General features: G+C 29.5%; 20 protein-coding genes and 1 riboswitch. Of the genes, 8 read left to right on the forward strand and 12 right to left on the reverse strand.

Annotated features, from left to right (window positions below; genetic code table 11):
- Nucleotides 1–347 precede the first annotated feature (347 nt).
- Nucleotides 348–1,106, forward strand: coding sequence for an ABC transporter ATP-binding protein (locus CLAU_RS06900; protein ID WP_023162251.1), 759 nt, complete (start codon nt 348–350; stop codon nt 1,104–1,106).
- Complete coding sequence (locus CLAU_RS06905) at nt 1,106–1,909, forward strand: ABC transporter permease (RefSeq protein ID WP_013240159.1); 804 nt, start codon at nt 1,106–1,108, stop codon at nt 1,907–1,909. Before CLAU_RS06900 ends, CLAU_RS06905 begins: the two co-directional genes overlap by 1 nt.
- Nucleotides 1,910–2,139: 230 nt before the next feature.
- On the opposite strand, the gene CLAU_RS06910 is transcribed toward CLAU_RS06905, so the two are convergent.
- Nucleotides 2,140–2,688 carry a hypothetical protein gene (locus CLAU_RS06910; RefSeq protein WP_023162252.1) on the reverse strand — a complete coding sequence of 183 codons (549 nt, stop codon included), beginning with the start codon at nt 2,686–2,688 and terminating at the stop codon, nt 2,140–2,142.
- Between the two features lie 205 nt (nt 2,689–2,893).
- Between CLAU_RS06910 and CLAU_RS06915 the strand changes: the two genes are divergently transcribed.
- The gene (locus tag CLAU_RS06915; RefSeq protein WP_013240162.1) at nt 2,894–3,253 is read left to right on the forward strand and encodes a tetratricopeptide repeat protein; all 360 of its coding nucleotides are present in this window, start codon (nt 2,894–2,896) and stop codon (nt 3,251–3,253) included.
- A gap of 42 nt (nt 3,254–3,295) precedes the next feature.
- Here the strand turns inward: CLAU_RS06915 and CLAU_RS06920 are convergent, their stop codons facing one another.
- The 3 genes from CLAU_RS06920 to CLAU_RS06930 all read right to left on the reverse strand — a co-directional run bounded on the left by CLAU_RS06920 (nt 3,296) and on the right by CLAU_RS06930 (nt 6,688).
- Nucleotides 3,296–4,483 (reverse strand): transglutaminase-like domain-containing protein, encoded by a 1,188-nt coding sequence (locus CLAU_RS06920; RefSeq protein WP_023162253.1) that lies wholly within the window; start codon nt 4,481–4,483, stop codon nt 3,296–3,298.
- A gap of 70 nt (nt 4,484–4,553) precedes the next feature.
- Complete coding sequence (gene recX, locus CLAU_RS06925; protein WP_023162254.1) at nt 4,554–5,405, reverse strand: recombination regulator RecX; 852 nt, start codon at nt 5,403–5,405, stop codon at nt 4,554–4,556.
- 32 nt (nt 5,406–5,437) lie between these two features.
- Nucleotides 5,438–6,688, reverse strand: coding sequence for a M16 family metallopeptidase (locus CLAU_RS06930; RefSeq protein WP_023162255.1), 1,251 nt, complete (start codon nt 6,686–6,688; stop codon nt 5,438–5,440).
- A gap of 185 nt (nt 6,689–6,873) precedes the next feature.
- Here CLAU_RS06930 and CLAU_RS06935 point away from each other — a divergent pair, with 185 nt between their 5' ends.
- Together CLAU_RS06935 and CLAU_RS06940 are read left to right on the forward strand one after the other, a co-directional pair.
- Entirely contained in the window at nt 6,874–8,451 is a 1,578-nt protein-coding gene (locus CLAU_RS06935) for a DEAD/DEAH box helicase (protein ID WP_013240166.1), read from the forward strand.
- 232 nt (nt 8,452–8,683) lie between these two features.
- Nucleotides 8,684–9,253: a flavin reductase family protein gene (locus tag CLAU_RS06940; RefSeq protein ID WP_023162256.1), complete on the forward strand. Its 570-nt coding sequence runs from the start codon at nt 8,684–8,686 to the stop codon at nt 9,251–9,253.
- A gap of 319 nt (nt 9,254–9,572) precedes the next feature.
- Here the strand turns inward: CLAU_RS06940 and CLAU_RS20710 are convergent, their stop codons facing one another.
- Both CLAU_RS20710 and greA read right to left on the reverse strand, forming a co-directional pair.
- Nucleotides 9,573–9,731 carry a YbaK/EbsC family protein gene (locus CLAU_RS20710; RefSeq protein ID WP_013240168.1) on the reverse strand — a complete coding sequence of 53 codons (159 nt, stop codon included), beginning with the start codon at nt 9,729–9,731 and terminating at the stop codon, nt 9,573–9,575.
- Between the two features lie 48 nt (nt 9,732–9,779).
- A riboswitch (SAM riboswitch) is annotated at nt 9,780–9,880 on the reverse strand.
- Between the two features lie 100 nt (nt 9,881–9,980).
- Nucleotides 9,981–10,445, reverse strand: coding sequence for a transcription elongation factor GreA (gene greA / locus CLAU_RS06945; protein WP_013240169.1), 465 nt, complete (start codon nt 10,443–10,445; stop codon nt 9,981–9,983).
- 441 nt (nt 10,446–10,886) lie between these two features.
- On the opposite strand from greA, the gene CLAU_RS06950 reads away from it, so the two are divergent.
- The 3 genes from CLAU_RS06950 to CLAU_RS06960 all read left to right on the forward strand — a co-directional run bounded on the left by CLAU_RS06950 (nt 10,887) and on the right by CLAU_RS06960 (nt 14,131).
- Entirely contained in the window at nt 10,887–11,735 is an 849-nt protein-coding gene (locus tag CLAU_RS06950) for a YitT family protein (protein WP_013240170.1), read from the forward strand.
- Nucleotides 11,736–11,835: 100 nt separating this feature from the next.
- Nucleotides 11,836–12,480 carry an undecaprenyl diphosphate synthase family protein gene (locus CLAU_RS06955; RefSeq protein ID WP_013240171.1) on the forward strand — a complete coding sequence of 215 codons (645 nt, stop codon included), beginning with the start codon at nt 11,836–11,838 and terminating at the stop codon, nt 12,478–12,480.
- A gap of 742 nt (nt 12,481–13,222) precedes the next feature.
- Nucleotides 13,223–14,131 (forward strand): cation diffusion facilitator family transporter, encoded by a 909-nt coding sequence (locus CLAU_RS06960; protein WP_023162257.1) that lies wholly within the window; start codon nt 13,223–13,225, stop codon nt 14,129–14,131.
- A 158-nt stretch (nt 14,132–14,289) separates the two neighbouring features.
- Here the strand turns inward: CLAU_RS06960 and CLAU_RS06965 are convergent, their stop codons facing one another.
- From CLAU_RS06965 to cobC, 6 genes are all read right to left on the reverse strand, one after another.
- Nucleotides 14,290–14,490, reverse strand: coding sequence for a DUF1858 domain-containing protein (locus CLAU_RS06965; RefSeq protein WP_013240173.1), 201 nt, complete (start codon nt 14,488–14,490; stop codon nt 14,290–14,292).
- 81 nt (nt 14,491–14,571) lie between these two features.
- A complete protein-coding gene (locus CLAU_RS06970; RefSeq protein ID WP_023162258.1) occupies nt 14,572–14,766 on the reverse strand; it encodes a DUF1858 domain-containing protein in 195 nt (64 codons plus the stop codon).
- Nucleotides 14,767–15,059: 293 nt separating this feature from the next.
- Entirely contained in the window at nt 15,060–16,106 is a 1,047-nt protein-coding gene (locus CLAU_RS06975) for an FAD:protein FMN transferase (protein WP_013240175.1), read from the reverse strand.
- Nucleotides 16,107–16,135: 29 nt separating this feature from the next.
- Nucleotides 16,136–16,684 (reverse strand): bifunctional adenosylcobinamide kinase/adenosylcobinamide-phosphate guanylyltransferase, encoded by a 549-nt coding sequence (gene cobU, locus CLAU_RS06980; RefSeq protein WP_013240176.1) that lies wholly within the window; start codon nt 16,682–16,684, stop codon nt 16,136–16,138.
- A gap of 33 nt (nt 16,685–16,717) precedes the next feature.
- Complete coding sequence (gene cobS, locus CLAU_RS06985) at nt 16,718–17,476, reverse strand: adenosylcobinamide-GDP ribazoletransferase (protein ID WP_029169910.1); 759 nt, start codon at nt 17,474–17,476, stop codon at nt 16,718–16,720.
- Between the two features lie 55 nt (nt 17,477–17,531).
- Nucleotides 17,532–18,125: an alpha-ribazole phosphatase gene (cobC, locus tag CLAU_RS06990; protein ID WP_023162260.1), complete on the reverse strand. Its 594-nt coding sequence runs from the start codon at nt 18,123–18,125 to the stop codon at nt 17,532–17,534.
- Nucleotides 18,126–18,317 lie beyond the last annotated feature (192 nt).

Here is an 18,317-nt window from a genome sequence, read left to right on the forward strand (position 1 = left end):
GTATATGCCATTACAACCCATATTTAGAAAATAATTCTACGAATATGCCGCATAGTTACAATACAATTTGGATTTAAACTGTGTTTAAACCTAATTCAGTAATTATATTATAACACATGTTACCCCTTAATTAATTTTAAGTTTAAAATACTACCATAATATAAATTAATATGTGAGTATTTTCATAGCTATGTGTTGAATTTTGTGATGTTATAGTCTTTTCGTCAGGAACAATAAATTACGAGCCTTCATATAATAAATCATAGTTTGTAATAAGACATTTCAAAGAAAATGCCTAAACCTAATAAATGCCAATTAATAACTGTAAACTGGCGGGAGATGATATTTTGAGTAAATTAACAGTAAAAGATGTATTTATGAACTACCATTCACTTAAAGGATTTACTAAAGCCTTGACTGACATAAACTTTTCCGTAGAAGAAGGAGAATTTTTAAGTATAGTAGGTCCATCAGGCTGCGGAAAAACTACACTTTTAAATATAATAGCAGGTCTTATAAAGCCTTCTTGTGGTGAAATATTTATAGATAATGAACCCTTAGCTTCTGCTTCCTCAAAACTTGGATATATGTTTCAAAGAGATCACCTATTTGAATGGTCCAGCGTGTGGAACAATATAACTCTTGGTATAAGAATACAACATAAATCACCAGACTTATACAAAGACAAGTTAACTGCTCTACTTAAAAATTATGGTCTTATGGACTTTGTAAATTATTACCCGGATGAACTATCGGGGGGGATGCGTCAAAAAGTTGCCTTAATAAGAACTCTTGCCTTAAATCCTGAAGTTCTACTTTTAGATGAGCCTTTCTCAGCACTAGATTATCAGACTAGATTAAATATAAGCGATGAAATATTTAAAATATTGAAGAGGGAAGGAAAAACAGTCATAATGGTAACCCACGATATATCAGAAGCTATATCTATGTCAAATAGAATAGTAGTACTTTCAAAAAGGCCTGCTAAAATTAAAAAAATATTTGATATAACTTTCAGTGAATCTTATAATTCTCCTTTAAAATGCAGGGAAGACCCAGAATTTAGAATTTACTTTAACAGCATATGGAAGGAGTTGAATTATTAATGTTGGATTACAACAAGGAACACCAAATATATATAAACAATATAGTAACTAGAAAGAAGAAAGTTATATTAAGCAGAATTATAATTTTAATAGCTTTTTTTGCATTATGGGAAATAGCAGGCGACCTTGGATGGATAGATCCTTTTCTAACCAGTACACCATCTAGAATGTGGAAAAACCTTATAAAGCTCTATGCAGAAGGAACTCTATTTAGACATATTGGCATAACTTGTTATGAAACCATACTGGGATTTTTACTTAGCACAGTTCTCGGAACTATAATTGCTATACTTCTATGGTGGTCTGACTTCATTTCAGATGTACTTGACCCTTATATAGTTGTATTAAATGCACTTCCTAAAATTGCCTTAGCACCTATAATAATATTTTGGGCAGGAAATGGTATGTCAACTATCATTGTAATCACCATATTAATTTCTGTAATTGTGACCATAATAAATGTATTTCATGGGTTTAAAACTGTAGATAGAGATAAAATCAGGCTTCTAAAAACTTTTGGAGCTTCAAAGCTACAAATTCTCACTTATCTTATAATACCTTCTTCAGTACCTACTTTAATATCTGCTTTAAAAATAAACGTAGGCCTGTCCTGGGTTGGCGTAATAATGGGAGAATTCCTAGTAGCAAAAGAAGGCCTTGGTTTCTTAATCATATACGGGGGCCAAATATCACAGTTAGATACAGTAATGGTTAGCATAATCATACTTTCAATTTTAGCTTATCTAATGTACAGAGCAGTGGAACTTGCAGAGAAAAAACTGACAAAAATAATGCTTCATTAAATTGCAGGATTGTAAATAATTAATTCGTATTTTAAAAAAATTACGAAGCAAAGCTTTTGAAAATAACAAAGTTCAAATAACAAAGAACAGATAAAGATGATTTCCATCGTACCTCAGGGAATCTATAATTTTAATATTTTCCGACGTTAGGAAGAAAATTATCCTTATTTGATATTTGAACTTTGACCTTTGTTCTTTAAAAATATTGCTTCATTAAATACATAAAATTATTATTCTGAAAGTGATTCACTCCTTCCCTTTGCTTTTAACCATTCTTTAGCATTTAATTTTATTTGTTTTTCTAGTCCTAAATCACGACCTGAGTCACTCATAGCTTCCTCTGCATATTTACGTGGAAACATTCTTTTTATAGATGGCCCACATTCATCTCCATCTTCTGGCTGTTGAAATTTAACAACAGTAAATTTATCCTTATCTTTTCTCAACACAACAAGTGCTGGATTTGATCCGCCGCATGAAGATCCAAATTTTCCGTTAGCAAATGCGTATCCTTCAAATAAGGTATAAATATAAACATTTATTAATCCATCTTTCTGTTCAATTGCATATAATTTATGTGCTTCAAAGATCTTGTCAGCGTTGGTTAATATATGAGAATAGTACTCCATAATATAATTTGATGTTACTTCATTTATTACCCTTTTAGATTCAGGTTCCATATTTTTATTATCAGTTATTTTTGAATTGCTGCACCCAATGCTAATAATAAGTATTACAGAAAAAAATATTAAAATAAGACTTTTAAAATGTTTTTTCAATTTTACCTCGTCCCCCCCCAATTCTTTATAAGCAATTACATCTTACTATATAAATACTGTACCTCTTGTTTAAAATCCTTTAGATTCTGTAATAATATAAAGTTTCTAATCACATTTTTGAAATATAAATGGAATATTTTTAGAAAATATGGATATAAATTTACTAGAGAACCATGAAATTCCATAGGAACTGAGGAGGATTAAAATGAGCTACTTTCAAGAGGCTAACGAATACTACAATGACAGGGATTACAAAAAAGCTATCGATATGTATGAAAAGGCAATACAAATAAAAGATAATGAAGCATCCTCACTGTATAATTCAGCAGTATGTTTCATAAAACTTAAAGATTATAAAAAAGCAATTAACTTATTAAATTCTGCTCTAAATATAAAGAGAGAAAGTAAATACTTTTTTAACCTGGGATATTGCTACACTATGCTAAAAGATAACAAAAAAGCCCTCATATATTTTAACAACGCATGGTGCTTAGATAATGAGGACTCTGATTGTGAAAAAGCAATAAATGCCATATTGAAAAACTATATAACAAAATCAAAATAAGTAAGTACCACTCTAACACAATATGAGTGGAACTTACTTATGCTACCATTCTCCTGCTATCTGTGCGTCTTTATGATCAAGTTGAAATCTCCTGCTGTCAAAATAATTTCCCCCTTTGTAAAAGGTAGTATCCACATTTATCCACTTTTCTTCTTCAGGAATATATACTTGATTCCACGCGTGGCTCACCCAACTTATTCCATTAAATCCCTCTCCAGTTATAAGCCTTACTTTCATATTATTGGCTCTAGCCATAGCCACATACAGACAAGAATAGTCAAAACAAATTCCCTTTCTAGAATAAAAAGTTGGGATTGCACCTGATTTTACATTGAATTCATTATTCAACACCTTATTTGCCTTTTCATGGTCATAGCTTATATTAGTGCCTATCCAATTATATAACATCTCTGCTCTCTCATTGGTATTACCACCTTCTGAGGCAAGTGCTTTAGCTAAACTATTTATTTCGCCATTGGATTTTACTCCTTCATCTAAAGTAACTCCATTATAATAGACTACTGTATTTGCTTCATTTTTAACCCTATCTAATTGATCTACGCTCTTTGTTTCATTTGAATTTGCATTTCTTATTACTATTTTAAAAGAATTATTTATTACATTTGGCAGTTGTTTTGCGATAGTAGAATTAGTAACGGGAATAACTACTTCTTTGCAAATGCTCTCATAAGGTTTTGAGCCCTCTAAGTATGTGCTCAATTTAGGACTTACATTTAATATAGACATTATATTTAATACAAATACAACTAAAAGAGCATAACATACTGCCTTAGGCAGCTCAAATACCATTCCTGCTATTCTCTTGAACATGTTCCCCTTTGGTCTTAAAAACCTATCTATACTATCTAACACAGGATAGAAAATAATACGATTTACTAAATTAAAAAATAATTTTATTATTCTATAACATATAAATATTAGAATGGGAAGCAGAACTGCATATACTATAAAGTTATTGTTATCAAAGTATTGTGTGAGATTTTGAGGTATTAAATTATATATCTTTTCATATATACCCTGGTCATGCTGTATAAATATCTTCTTACCAAAATATATCCCTATTATCAGAGATATTATAAATGAAATGCTTCTGCTTACATCATCAATATCCAATTTTAAATCATTAGAAGAAAACTTAAATAAAAATCCCTTTATGATGGGATATAAAAATATTACCCCTATCATTAAAGTTATAGGGTTTACTTTCATAATAATAATCACCTCTAAATGGCAAAAAATTTATTGATAGTGATTATACATCACTTCATATACAAGCATTCTAATCCTTTAATAATTCATTTAACGTATTCTTTATATCTGTCCATAAATACCCCCTTCTTAAAAGATATTCTCCAAGCCGCCTATATATTTTATTTCTATCTGTTTCTGATTTAGTTATTATCCTATACCTTTTACTTGCCAGATTATATAGTTCATCCTTACTTTTTTCCTGCATATTTTCTTGAAAACTTTCCTTTTTCTCATCTTCTAGCTTGGCATACTTTTTTATGACTTTATCCGATACTGTCCTCGCCTTTTCAAAACTATATCCGCTTCTTGCCAAGTAGTTTCCCAACTTTTCATATACTTTTCTTATGTTGTTTTCACTTTTTATAAGCACAGCATACTTTTTTTGTGCTATGTTAAAAGCAGCTTTTTCCTCCTGTTCTTCATCTATAAGATCCAATTTTTTACTTATAATATCCTCACTTATTCCTTTTTTAATGAGGGAATATCTTATTTTATTTTTACCTTGAGAATAAATTTTTTCTTTTATATAAAGTTCTGTAAACTTATCATCATCTACGAACTTGTATTCTTTTAAAAACTTTATAGTTCTTGAAATAGCATTTTCATCATATTGTTTTTGAGCTAATTTATCCTTAATCTGTTTTTCTGTTTTATAAACCTTCTCTATAATTTTCAATGCACAACTTTTACATTTTATAAAATTATCTTCTTCAATTATACTTTTTAAATAATTCATATCAACAGACGTTCCCTTTGATATGCCATAACTATACACAAGTTCTGCACTGCAGGCAAATGCAAATTCTTCATTTATATATACATTTACCCTACCTTTATTTTTCTTTTGTAATTCAATTTTAGTTACTGTATAATTACTCAACCTAGCCCTCCCCCATATTATTCATAATTTCATTAGTGAAAACTGCTGCGTTTAGATTCTCTTTTTAAAACATGAACCGTTGGATCTTTTAAGACAGTTCTAGCCACTTCGTATATATTTTCTCTAGTTATACTTTCAATTTCATCTATATCATCAACACATTTATATATACTTTCACCTTCTATAGCCTGATGTAAAACATAATTTCCTATATCCGTGGCATCTTCAAGGGTAAATACTACTGCAGTTTTTAATATCTTCTTCATTAAGTTTATAGTATTATCATCAAATTTTATTTCCTCATTCTTTACTTTATATATGCATTTTTCTATAGTATCCATAGCAGATTTTATATTCTTTTCACTGACTGAAGTATATATATAGAGAGTCTTTACTCCCGTAGTTAAATCCAAATCCGTATATACGTCATAAGCAAGTCCTTTTTCCTCTCTTAGTTTTCTAAATAAAATAGAATTGCTGCTTTCACCAAATCTATGATTCAATATTTTAAGTGCCAATTCCTCTTTTTTATTTAATCCATAAAAAGTAAAAAGATACACAATAGTACTCTGTTCTATATCTTTTTTATAAGAAACCTCCCTACAGGGTATATTTTGTTCGATTATTATGTCGTTTCTAGTAAATTCCTTGTACTTCCAGTCTTTAAAATATTTCCATATCAAATCATAAATCTCTTCGTGTTCATAAGAAGAAACTACTGTTATGAAGCAATTATTGGGAACATAATAATTATTATAAAATTCTATTAAATCTTTCCTTGTAAATTTAGTTACTCCCTCTTCATCTCCTGCAGTATCATATCTCAATGGACCTTTTTTAAAAGCTAGTTTATTTACTTTTTCAAAACTATAAGATTCTATATCATCTTTACTGCTTTTTATTTCTGATAATATAACTTCTCTTTCCTTTTCAATTTCTTCATCCGGAAATATAGAATTTATAAACATATCGGAAATAATTTCCACAGACTTTTCTAATTCTTCCCCTAATGAAGTAATACTATACACTGTAGAATTATTGTCTGTATATGCATTATATTCTCCTCCCAGGATTTCTAAATCATTGTTTAATTTCTTATTGTCTCTAGACTTAGTACCTTTAAAAAGCATATGTTCAATAAAATGTGATATACCCTTTTCCTGAACACTTTCATATATAGCTCCTATTTTAATCCCAGCATGAAAAGCCGCTATATAAGTATCTCTTTTTATAGTAATAAGTTTTATACCATTAGGTAAAACTTTCTGTCTAGCATCAAACATATAAATTCTCCTCTTTAAATAAAAACTATCGTACATTATATTATAATTTATATACAGTGAAATAGAAAGAGCATAAAATTAGACTAATTGTTAATTACAGAAAATTAAATTAAAATTTGATAATATGTATATACTATGATATGATAAACTTTGTTTTGTAATATAAAAAAGAAAGAGGAGTTTTAATGGAAAATATTAATTTTAGTGATTTAAATTTAGATCCTAAGGTTCTTCAAGCAATTGATGATATGGGATTTGAAGAACCATCTCAAATTCAAGCTGAATCAATCCCTGTAATACTAGATGGGAATGACGTAATTGGTCAGGCACAGACAGGTACAGGAAAGACCTTAGCTTTTGGAGCACCTATGTTAAGCAAGATAACTACCAAAAGCAAACACATCTCAGCTCTTATAGTTACTCCCACCCGAGAACTTGCAATTCAAGTAAATGATGAGTTGTCCAGAATTGCTAAATTCAAAAAAGTAGCCCTATTACCTATATACGGTGGTCAACCTATAGACAGGCAGATTAGATCTTTAAAAAGAGGTATGGATGTAGTAGTAGGCACCCCTGGAAGAATACTTGATCATATAAAGAGAAAAACTTTAGATCTTAGCAATATAGAATTTTTAATATTAGATGAAGCAGATGAAATGTTGGATATGGGTTTTATAGAAGATATAGAAAACATAATAAAAGCTACAAATTCTGACAGACAGACATTACTTTTCTCTGCTACTATGCCAGATCAGATAAAGAAATTGTCTTCCAGGTATATGAAGTCAAATATTAAGAGTATAAAAATAGCTAAGAACACATTGACTGTAGATAAAACAAAACAATATTACTATGAGATAAAACAAAAAGATAGATTTGAATCTTTATGTAGAATTCTAGACGTAGATGAACCTTCAAGTGCCATAATATTTTGCAAAACCAAACGTGGTGTAGATGAATTAGTAGAAGGTTTGCAGGCTAGAGGATACAATGTAGAAGGTATGCACGGTGACATGGGACAGAACCAGAGATTAAATACCCTTAGAAAGTTTAAAGAAGGTTCCCTTGAATTCTTAGTTGCCACAGACGTAGCTGCAAGAGGTATAGATGTGGAAAATGTCTCCCACGTTATAAATTATGACCTTCCACAGGATACAGAATCTTATGTTCATAGAATTGGAAGAACCGGAAGGGCAAACAAAGAAGGTATTGCCTATTCTTTAGTAACACCTAGAGAATACATACTTTTAAAGCAAATAGAGAAGTTCACCAAAAGTAAGATAAGAAGGAAGGAAATTCCTACAGTAGATGATATCTATGAAGCTAAGTATAAAAATATAGAGGAACAAGTTAAAAGCATTATATCTGAAGACAATTATAAAAACTTTATTCCTATAGCAACTGAATTAGATGAAGAATACAATCTAGTAGACGTAGCAGCTGCTCTTATGAAAATAATTTTTGACAAAGAATTGAGCTTTGATTATAAGGAAAATTCCTTAACTGTAGATGAAAAAGATGTTAGGTTATTCCTCTCAATAGGTAGAATGGATAATTTAACTCCTAGAAAACTTTTAAAATTTATAAGTGAAACTTCTTCAGTCGAAGCCTATGAAATAGGTGATATAGATATACTAAATAAATTTACATTTATAAATGTCCCAGAAAGAGTATCTTCTATTATATTGAAAAAAACTAATGGTAAAAAACTTCAGGGAAGAAGAGTTTCCGTTGAAGTGGCTAAAAGCAAAAAATCTCATTAGTTTACTTTAAGTATACTATTTAAACGTCTTATAATAAAACAATTAAGCCCTATGTCCCAAGGAATACGTCTCAATTTAAGGGTTTTGGGGCTTTTTGTAATTTAAAAATATTGTTTCTAAATTATATATACACATATAAAATTGCAAAAATTTTTATCATAATAATATTTACCATAATACCTCATATTAAATAGATTTTAAAGCAATACTTTAATAGAAAAGGAGATTTACAATGTCTAAAATATTTTTTAAAGGCAGTTGTATGCTGAATCCTGTACCTTCAGTACTTATAACTTCAAAAAGTAAAAATAGCGATATAAATGTGTTCACTGCTGCCTGGGTAGGCACTGCATGTACTAAACCACCTATGATTACTATAGCTATAAAACCAGAGAGATTATCCTATAAATACATAAAGGAGACAATGGAATTTGCAGTAAACCTTCCCTCTAGAAATTTAACCAGAATTGTAGATTTATGCGGTGTAAAATCTGGCAGAGACTTTAATAAAATAAAAGAATGTAAATTAGAATTAGAAAAAAGCGAAAAAATATCTGTTCCTTGCATAAAAGAATGTGCTGTTAACATGGAATGCAAGGTTAAAAGCATAATTCCTCTTGGAAGCCATCATTTATTTATAGCTGAAATTTTATCGGTTCACGTAGATGAAAATCTAATAGACAATAAGGGGAAAATACATTTAGAAAAAGCTAATCTCATATGTTATTCTCACGGAGAATACTTTCCTATAAATTCAAAACCTCTAGGCAAATTCGGATTTTCCGTCAAGAAGAAAAGGTAGTTTTAAATTAAAATACATATAACTTAAAAGTGAAGGTTGAACTTATAAATATCTTATAGTTTTTTAACTTAAAAATAAACCTATACGTAAGAACATTTTTACAACAAACAAGTGCATTTAAATATTTTGTACATAAGTCTTAGTAAAAAATTCGTAAAAACTTAGGGCTTTTGAATTATTTGAGGTACGAGTTTTCAAAAGTTCTTAGTTTTTTTAGAATTTTTTATCTAGACTTATCAAAATATTTAACCGGACTTGTGTTTGTAAAAAATGTTCGGAGTATAAGTTTATTTTTCCTTAAAATACCTACATAGATATTTTATTCTCCTACATCTATCCATTCTCCTTTTGTAAGTTCACTTATTTCTGAGGGACTTATTTTAAGTGCATATTCTTTAGATCCTGCTGCAGGATAAACATAATCGAAGTCCTTTATTGAATCGTCCAAATAAATTTTAATATTATTTTTTATACTCAAAAAAATCTTCCTGTAGATAAGTCTACAGGAAGATTTATATTCTTCCACTTCTTATCTTTCAGGTAATACCTGCTGGAATTGGCACCGTTGGATTACATCCAGGTTGCCGGGCTTCATAGGGCCAGTCCCTCTGCCGCTCTTGATAAGAACTTAATATTTAATTTAATAAATTGTAGCAAACTGCTAATTATTTGTCAACATATTTTCATCAATTTAACTTATAAAAATAAAACATTCAACACACTTATTTTACAATAATTTTTCAACCTGCACATCATAACTTCCATCAGGAGATGCCACAGTTGCCTTTTGACCTACTTTTAGTTTATAAAGTGCCTTTCCTAAAGGAGACTCTATACTTATCTTCATATTCTTAACATCTGCTTCTACTGTACTAACTAAGGTAACTTCTTCAGTTTCATCTACGTCACAAAATTTTACTAATGCGGTTTTATTTATATCGAATACATCTGCTTCCGAAGAGCTTTCGATTATTACTGCATTCTTGAGCTGAGCTTCAAGTTCCTGTATTCTAGTCTCAGTCATAGATTGATCATCTTTTGCAGCATCATAATCTGCATTTTCACTTAAATCACCTTGTGCACGTGCTGCTTTCAACGCTAACTTGATTTCTACCCTCTTAACTGTTTTTAAATATTCTAATTCATCTTCTAACTTTTTTTTACCTGATTCTGTAAGAATCACATCTTGCATAAAAAAATCACCCACTATTCTAAATTTTATCTGATGGCTATCTACTGTAACACTTTCACTAAGTAAGATTCATTGATAAGGCTTTGCTGCAAAACTTGATAAATTTTGTATAAGTTTAATAGCTTTTATACATTTATTTACTTTACTATTTTATTATAATATTACTAATTAAATAATACAAGTTAAATGACGAAATCACTTATTATGCATACTATTTAAACCCATATTCCGCAAATAATGTGACGTTAAGATCATATTGACATTAAAATATCTATCATTATATAATATTATTGGAAGTAAATTTGAAAAGACATTCTCACAATGAATTTGTGTGTAATGAGAGCATATAAATCTAAGAATTTCTTACTTGGATTTTATGTGCTTTTTTTGATGAATAAACTACGAAATTAAATAGAAATTATATATAGGAGGCTTTGACTTATGAAAATAAATTTGAAAGATATTTTTCTTATACTAGTAGGTTCACTTTTCGTAGCTTTTGGCACTTATTTTTTTCTAGCTCCAAATCATATAGCAGCTGGAGGAACAAGCGGTATCGCTATAATTATAAACAGTATATTTCCAAATATTCCAATAGGCCTTTTAATGATGGGCATGGAAGTTATACTTTTTACCATTGGTATAATTGTAATAGGACCTGTGTTTGGTGGTAAGACCATATTTTGTAGTTTTTCTATATCCGCTCTTGTACTTTTAATGGGAAAAATATATCCCAATATAAAGCCTTTCAGCAATGATACTTTAATTCAACTTATATTAGGCATACTCATATGTGGATTAGGTATGGGAATTGTATTTAACTTAAACGCCTCTACTGGTGGGACAGATATAATTGCAAAAATAATAAACAAATACACTCAAATAAGCATAGGCAAATCTGTTCTAATGGCAGACATCGCAATAACTATAGCAGCAACCCTAATACTTGGAGTAAGCAAAGGAATGTATGCAATTCTTGGAGTAATATTGAACTCTACTATAATTGATAAAGTTATATTAAGTTTGAACTCCTATAAGCAAGTTGCTATAATAAGTAACAATGGTGAAAATATAAAAAAATATATTGTAAATGAACTATCTAGAAGTGCGACTATCTATTACGCCAAAGGAGCCTATAAAAATAGCAATAAAGAAGTTATAACCACCATTTTGGACAGAAAACAGTTTTTAAAGTTAAAAAATTATATAAAAGTTTTAGATGACAAGGCCTTTATTACTGTAAATGATGTAAATGAAGTACTAGGAGAAGGATTTACTCGTATAATATAAAAAACTGTCTAGTTTTTTATATTCAATTTTCATTGTAGAATAATAATCCAACTCTTGGTAATAATTTAAATTAGTACTTAAACTAGAGGAGGATGTAAAAATGGCACTGCCAAATCACATAGGTATAATTCCAGATGGAAACAGGCGCTGGGCAGTTAAAAGAGGGTTAAGCAAAGAAAAAGGATATAGTTTTGGTCTAAAACCTGGAATAGAATTATTTAAATTATGTGAAAAATTAGGAATAAATGAATTAACCTATTATGGATTCACTACAGATAATACTAAAAGACCATCAATTCAAGCTAAAGCCTTCACCAAAGCTTGTATAGAAGCTGTAAAAATACTTTCAAAAGAAAATGCTTCTCTTTTAGTAGTTGGAAACTCTGAATCTCCTATGTTTCCAAAAGAACTTCTCCCTTATATGGTTAGAAAAGATTTCGGTAAAGGGGGAATAAAAGTTAATTTTTTAGTAAATTACGGGTGGGAATGGGATTTAGGTAAAACTAAAAATTTATCAACTACAAATAGACATTCCATTATATCCAGTCTAAATTCCCATGATATATCAAGAGTAGATTTAATAATAAGATGGGGTGGTAGAAGAAGGCTCAGCGGATTTTTACCAGTTCAATCTGTATATTCAGATTTTTACATAATAGATGACTATTGGCCTGATTTTAAAATGGAACATTTAATACATGCTCTAAAATGGTATAACGATCAGGATATAACTTTAGGCGGATAACTTTCTTAATTTAAATATAGAGTTTCTAGATTGAAGTTACCTTATACAAAGCATATAATGACAAATTTTAGCACCATAAAAGCTTTTGACAAGTCTAAAGCTTGGCATTTTGAAAATCTAAGAACCTTAGATAAACTCGTACCTTAAACATATCTAATCTCCTAAGATTTTCTAAAATGCCTTGCTAAGACTTATGAAAAAGTTTTTAAAGGTGCTTTCAATTTTGTCATTACACTTTATGTATAAGTTTAAATTTCAATTAGAAGCCCTATATAGATTTATATGGGCACTCTAACTCAAAAATCAACTTATACACAGGCATATTTTTACAATAGTGAAGCTCTTTTAAATATTTTGTATATAAGTCTTAGAAAAAAATTCGTAAAAACTTAAAACTTTTGAATTGTTTGAGGTACGAGTTTTCAAAAGTTCTTAGGTTTTTTAGAATTTTTTTCTTAGGCTTATCAAAATATTTAATGAGCTGAAGGTTGTAAAAATATCCGGAGTATAAGGTTGATTTTTTGCTTAGAATACCTATAATCATATTTGTTTAATTTACATATAATAAATTGTGTGTTTATTTCCCTATTATTTAGGTTATATTGAAGTCAATTTTCTTTATCAATTGAGAATACATATCGAAGTAGTCTTCTATTGACTTATAATGATTTTTGTCCTATTATAATAGGTATTAGTTCTTATCATTTGATAACTGCTAAATTTTAGGGGAGATGTTTTTTAAATGGATGAAAAAGTAAAGACAGCAAGACTTTCTATAATTTCTAATGCATGTTTAATAACTATGAAATTAATAGTTGGGATAATTACAGGATCAGTTAGTATCCTGTCAGAAGCCATACATTCAACTATGGATTTAATTGCAGCTATAATATCGTTTTTTTCTGTTAAAATATCATCCAAGCCTGCAGATGCAGAGCATCCTTACGGGCACGGTAAATTCGAAAATGTATCCGGTGTAATTGAAGCACTGCTTATATTTGCTGCATCCATATGGATAATAGTAGAAGCTATAAAAAAGATAGTAAGCGGAGGAGAAGTATCCTCATCCAGTCTAGGATTCTTTGTTATGTTTTTTTCTGCTGCAATAAACTTTTTAGTATCCAAAAGATTATATAAAGTAGCTAAAAAAAATGACTCTATTGCTTTAGAAGCAGATGCTCTTCATCTTAAAACAGATGTATATACTTCCCTTGGAGTTGGCGTAGGGCTTTTTCTAATATGGATTACAAAACTGCATTTTCTAGATCCTGTAATAGCAGTAATTGTAGCTTTATTTATTTTAAAGGAAGCCTTATGTCTGCTAAAAAAAGCCTTTAATCCATTAGTAGATGTAAAATTATCTGATAAGGAAATCAGTATTGTAAAAGATTGTATATCTAAATACAGTTCCGGTTACTGCAACTTTCACAAACTTAGAACAAGAAAATCTGGAAATAAAAGATATGTGGATGTTCATTTAGTATTTCCTGAAGATATGCATATAAAAGATGCTCATAAATTGTGTGATGACATAGAAAACGAAATGAGTCACTCACTTCAAAATACAGAAGTAATGATTCATCTGGAATCCTGCGATGATAAATGTACTAGCTGTAGACTTGCTGATACAACAAAATGCAAAAATAGATAGGATTTTATCATCCTATCTATTTTAATGTTTTTTATCTGATGGCTACCTACTGTAACACTCACACTTCTATCAAAGTGGGAGATAACAGTAGCTACACCCCTAGATAATTCATCTAAACTTAGTGGAAGAAAAAACTACCACTAAGTAAGATTCATTGATTATTTATCTTCTACTTCATTTAAAGCTTTAACTAAACTGTTAACATCAATGCCATGTACTGCAGCAGCTTCTTCAACTGTTTCTGCTAAAGATGCAGGACAGCCTATGCATCCCATTCCAAAATTCATTAATGTTTCAGCATATGCTGGCTTCATTTTTACTATTTCACCTATAGTTGTATCTTTAGATATCTTTGCCATAATTTTCAACCTCACTTTTCACTTTTTAATTTATATATTCATTTAATTTTTTAATATACTTTTTATTAACAAATTCCAATTCTAAGATAGTGCATTTAATGCCCTTACTAAATTATCTGCATTTAATCCATGTACATTTGCAGCTTCTTCTAATGTCTCTCCTTGAGATTCACCACAGGTCACACATTCCATTCCAAAAGTCATCAATCTTTCTGCATTTTTGGGATTTATTTTAATAATTTCAGCTATAGTCATATTCTTAGTTATTTCAGACATATTAAATACCTCCACCTACATTATTATAATTACATTAAATATATTTTATACAGTGAACTACCTTATACTCAAATCTTTATAAATATAAAATTCAAGCCTGTACTCATTATTTAGGTACATTATTACCTAATAGACATTGTCACCATCATAATACTACTAAACTTGTCATATATCAAGTTTTATATATAATTCCTTGCTATTTATTATTTATCATCTTGCAAATAGTTGCATATTATAATGTGCAGCAATTATATATTCTACTTCTACCCTTTTCATGCCATTCATGTATAAAGTTACTTTTTATCCATAAGCTTAAAACTCGAATTAGTAATTTGAAAATTACCTTTTAATCCATCTGTGACATAAACTTTTTTATCCTTTGTAATAAATATAGCCTGTAATCCATTTTTTTTGTTTACATAGTCCATTCCCTTATCCACTCCTAGATAAAATATATTTTTAGTCATGGCATCAGCATCTATGGAAACATCTGTGACTAAGGTAACGCTAGCTAAATTATTATCCATAGGATATCCTGTAAAGGGATTTAATATATGGTGATATTTTTTCCCATTTTTTTCGAAATACCTTTCATATATGCCTGAAGTTACTACAGTTTTATTTGTAACATTTAACCCTCCAGCAGGATCTCCTCTTGTTTTAAAAGGATCTTGTACTCCTATGTTCCATGGTTTTCCGTTAGTATTAGTATTTATAGCTAAAATATTTCCTCCCAAGTTTACAATGGCGTGTTTAACCCCATTTTCCTTTAGTATTCTTGCAGCCTCATCTGCAGAATATCCCTTTGCAATTCCACCTAAGTCCAAAGACATACCCTGTCTTTTTAGCATTACCTTACTATCCTTTTCATCTAATAATAGATCTTTATAATTGATAAGTGATTTCTTTTCATCTATTTCGCTTTGAGAAGGAAGTCTAGCGTTATCTGTTCCTATTCCCCATAGTTTAACTAAAGGCCCAACTGTTATGTCAAAAGCCCCTGATGACTGTTCTGAATAGTATTTTCCCTTTTTTAAAACATAAAATGTATCCTTGGATACTTTGACAAAATTCTTACCTGCAGCATCTGCCACTGCATCCAATTCTGTGCCAGGTTTATTTACACTCATCTTATTTTCAATTTCTTTAATTCTGGCAAACGCTTTATCTATAACTGATTCAGGCTTATTGTCATATACCGTTATAGTACATATAGTACCAAGCATATATTCAGTTTTTGAAATAGGCTGCACATTGTCTTTTATACAAGAAGTTAAAGGAATTATAGAAACTATAATTATGATAATTAAAAATATATTTAGTTTTCTATTATGTTTCATATCATTTAACCTTTCTAATAAAAAATAATTTACTTTAGCTTTATAGGCAAACCACAAGCTACCATATATACTTCATCACTAAAGCGAGCTATAAACTGATTAACCCTTCCTAAAATATCTACAAATACTCTGCTTAGCTTATACTCAGACACTACACTATATCCTACTTCATTAGTAACAATTAAAATATGCTTGTCACTATGTTTTACAGAAGATATTATATTATCTACTTCCTTAATTATATCCTTTTCTAATTTTTCTATGTCATCAGATGTAATATTGTCAAAGTCATAGTTTTTTTGAAAAATTATATTAGTTACCATAGTTCCTATACATTCTAACATTATGTATTTACTGCTGGATTTTTCTATAGCCTTGTCTAACTTAGTAAAACCTTCATAAGTTTCCCATTTCTGATTTCTTCTCAGTTTATGCTTCTCAATTCTCTTTTCCATTTCACTGTCGGTAACTACAGCAGTTGCTATATAAAGTACGTCATCTTCATTTTCAAGAATTTTCTCTGCAAATGTACTTTTTCCACTTCTACTGCCTCCTGTTATTAAAGTTATCTTTCCCATATTTTATCCTCCATATCATGCCAATAACTCTGTTTATACTAACTTAGTAAGTATAACAGCAGCTATTATCATAGTAAGTATTTCTACCATCTCATTATCTGCCCCAAATAAGTCTCCTGTAAGGCCTCCAATTTTTTTGTTACAAAATACATTTATTAAAAGTGCCATAATCAAAGCAGCAGGTATCATTATAGCAGCATATTTTGGATTCATACCGCAAAGTAAAATGGCAATAGTTACAACAAGTGCTAGAAACATCTGTAACTTTCCTATATTTCCTATAAAGAAGTTTCCTGTTCCTGTTTTCTTAGCCGTTCTACCTATAAAAGCTATAAATACTATTGAAAATCTACCTATAACAGGTGCAGCTATTATTATAAAAGAAAACCTAGGCACTATAGAACAAAGAAGACTGTATTTTAATATTATATCCATAACTATAGTAGCACACGCATAAGTTCCTATTCTGCTATCTTTCATTATCTCTATAATTTTGTCATTACCTTTAAAGGCAAAAAAACCATCACTCATATCTCCTAGTCCATCTAAATGCAGTGCACCTGTAATTATGATACCGAGTAAAAGTATTATAGCTACACTTACATTTACAGGAAGCACCATTATACATAGTTTGTACACTATCCATTGAATTCCCCCTACCAATAGTCCTATAACTGGCATAAAGACAGTGCCTCTCCTAAAATTTTCTTGTTCACAAGAGAAGCTTTTATTAATTGGAATTCTAGTCATAAATTGAACCATTAAAAAGAAATCATTTATTAAATTCTTCAAAGTAATTACCCCCTAGTATAATCTATAGTATATTTGAATAAAATTGTAATCAATATTATGTATTAACATGGGTGATACTATCTATAAATAAATTACTATATTCATACTTAACTAGAGTAATATCTCCATTCTTTGAAGAAAATTTCCAGAAAAAATCAAGTATACCATTTAAAACATAACAATAAACTGATCTTATAACACCGCTGTGAGTAACTACTAAAACGTTGTCTTTGTTTAACTTTAAAATATCATCCATAAAGCTTTTTACTCTAGAATAAAATTCAACATAACTTTCTCCTTCAGGTGGTGACACACTTTTCCAATCGTCACTCCACTTTTTCCATTCTTCAGGGTAAAGTTTCATTATTTCTTTGTAATTTTTGCCTTCAAACTTTCCAAGATTCATCTCATTTAATCTTTCATCTGTAATAATCTCCTTAGAATTACTTCCTAAAATTATCTTAGCTGTCTGAGATGCCCGTTTTCTGTCACTTACATAAATATCATCAAATTCTATATTACTTAAAAGCTTTTTTGTCTGTTCTGCTTGACTTAAACCCTTTTCATTTAAAGATACGTCAAGCTTTCCGTAATAATATTTATTATTATTTTCATTTGTTTGTCCATGTCTTACAAAATAAATATTCATGAGTTTTACCCTCCTGCATAAAGCCAGCATTGCGTGCTAACTTACCTTAGTTATTATATAATATTTGAATAAAATATACAAATTCTAAGGATAAATGTAAAAAAATAAGAGTGAAAATTTCCGCTCTTATTTTAAATGAGAAATAGGTATAAAGTATGTTAATTTATTAACTTTTATAAGTTAATAGTACCA

It is taken from the genome of Clostridium autoethanogenum DSM 10061, from assembly GCF_001484725.1.
In the GTDB taxonomy this organism is placed as follows: domain Bacteria; phylum Bacillota; class Clostridia; order Clostridiales; family Clostridiaceae; genus Clostridium_B; species Clostridium_B ljungdahlii.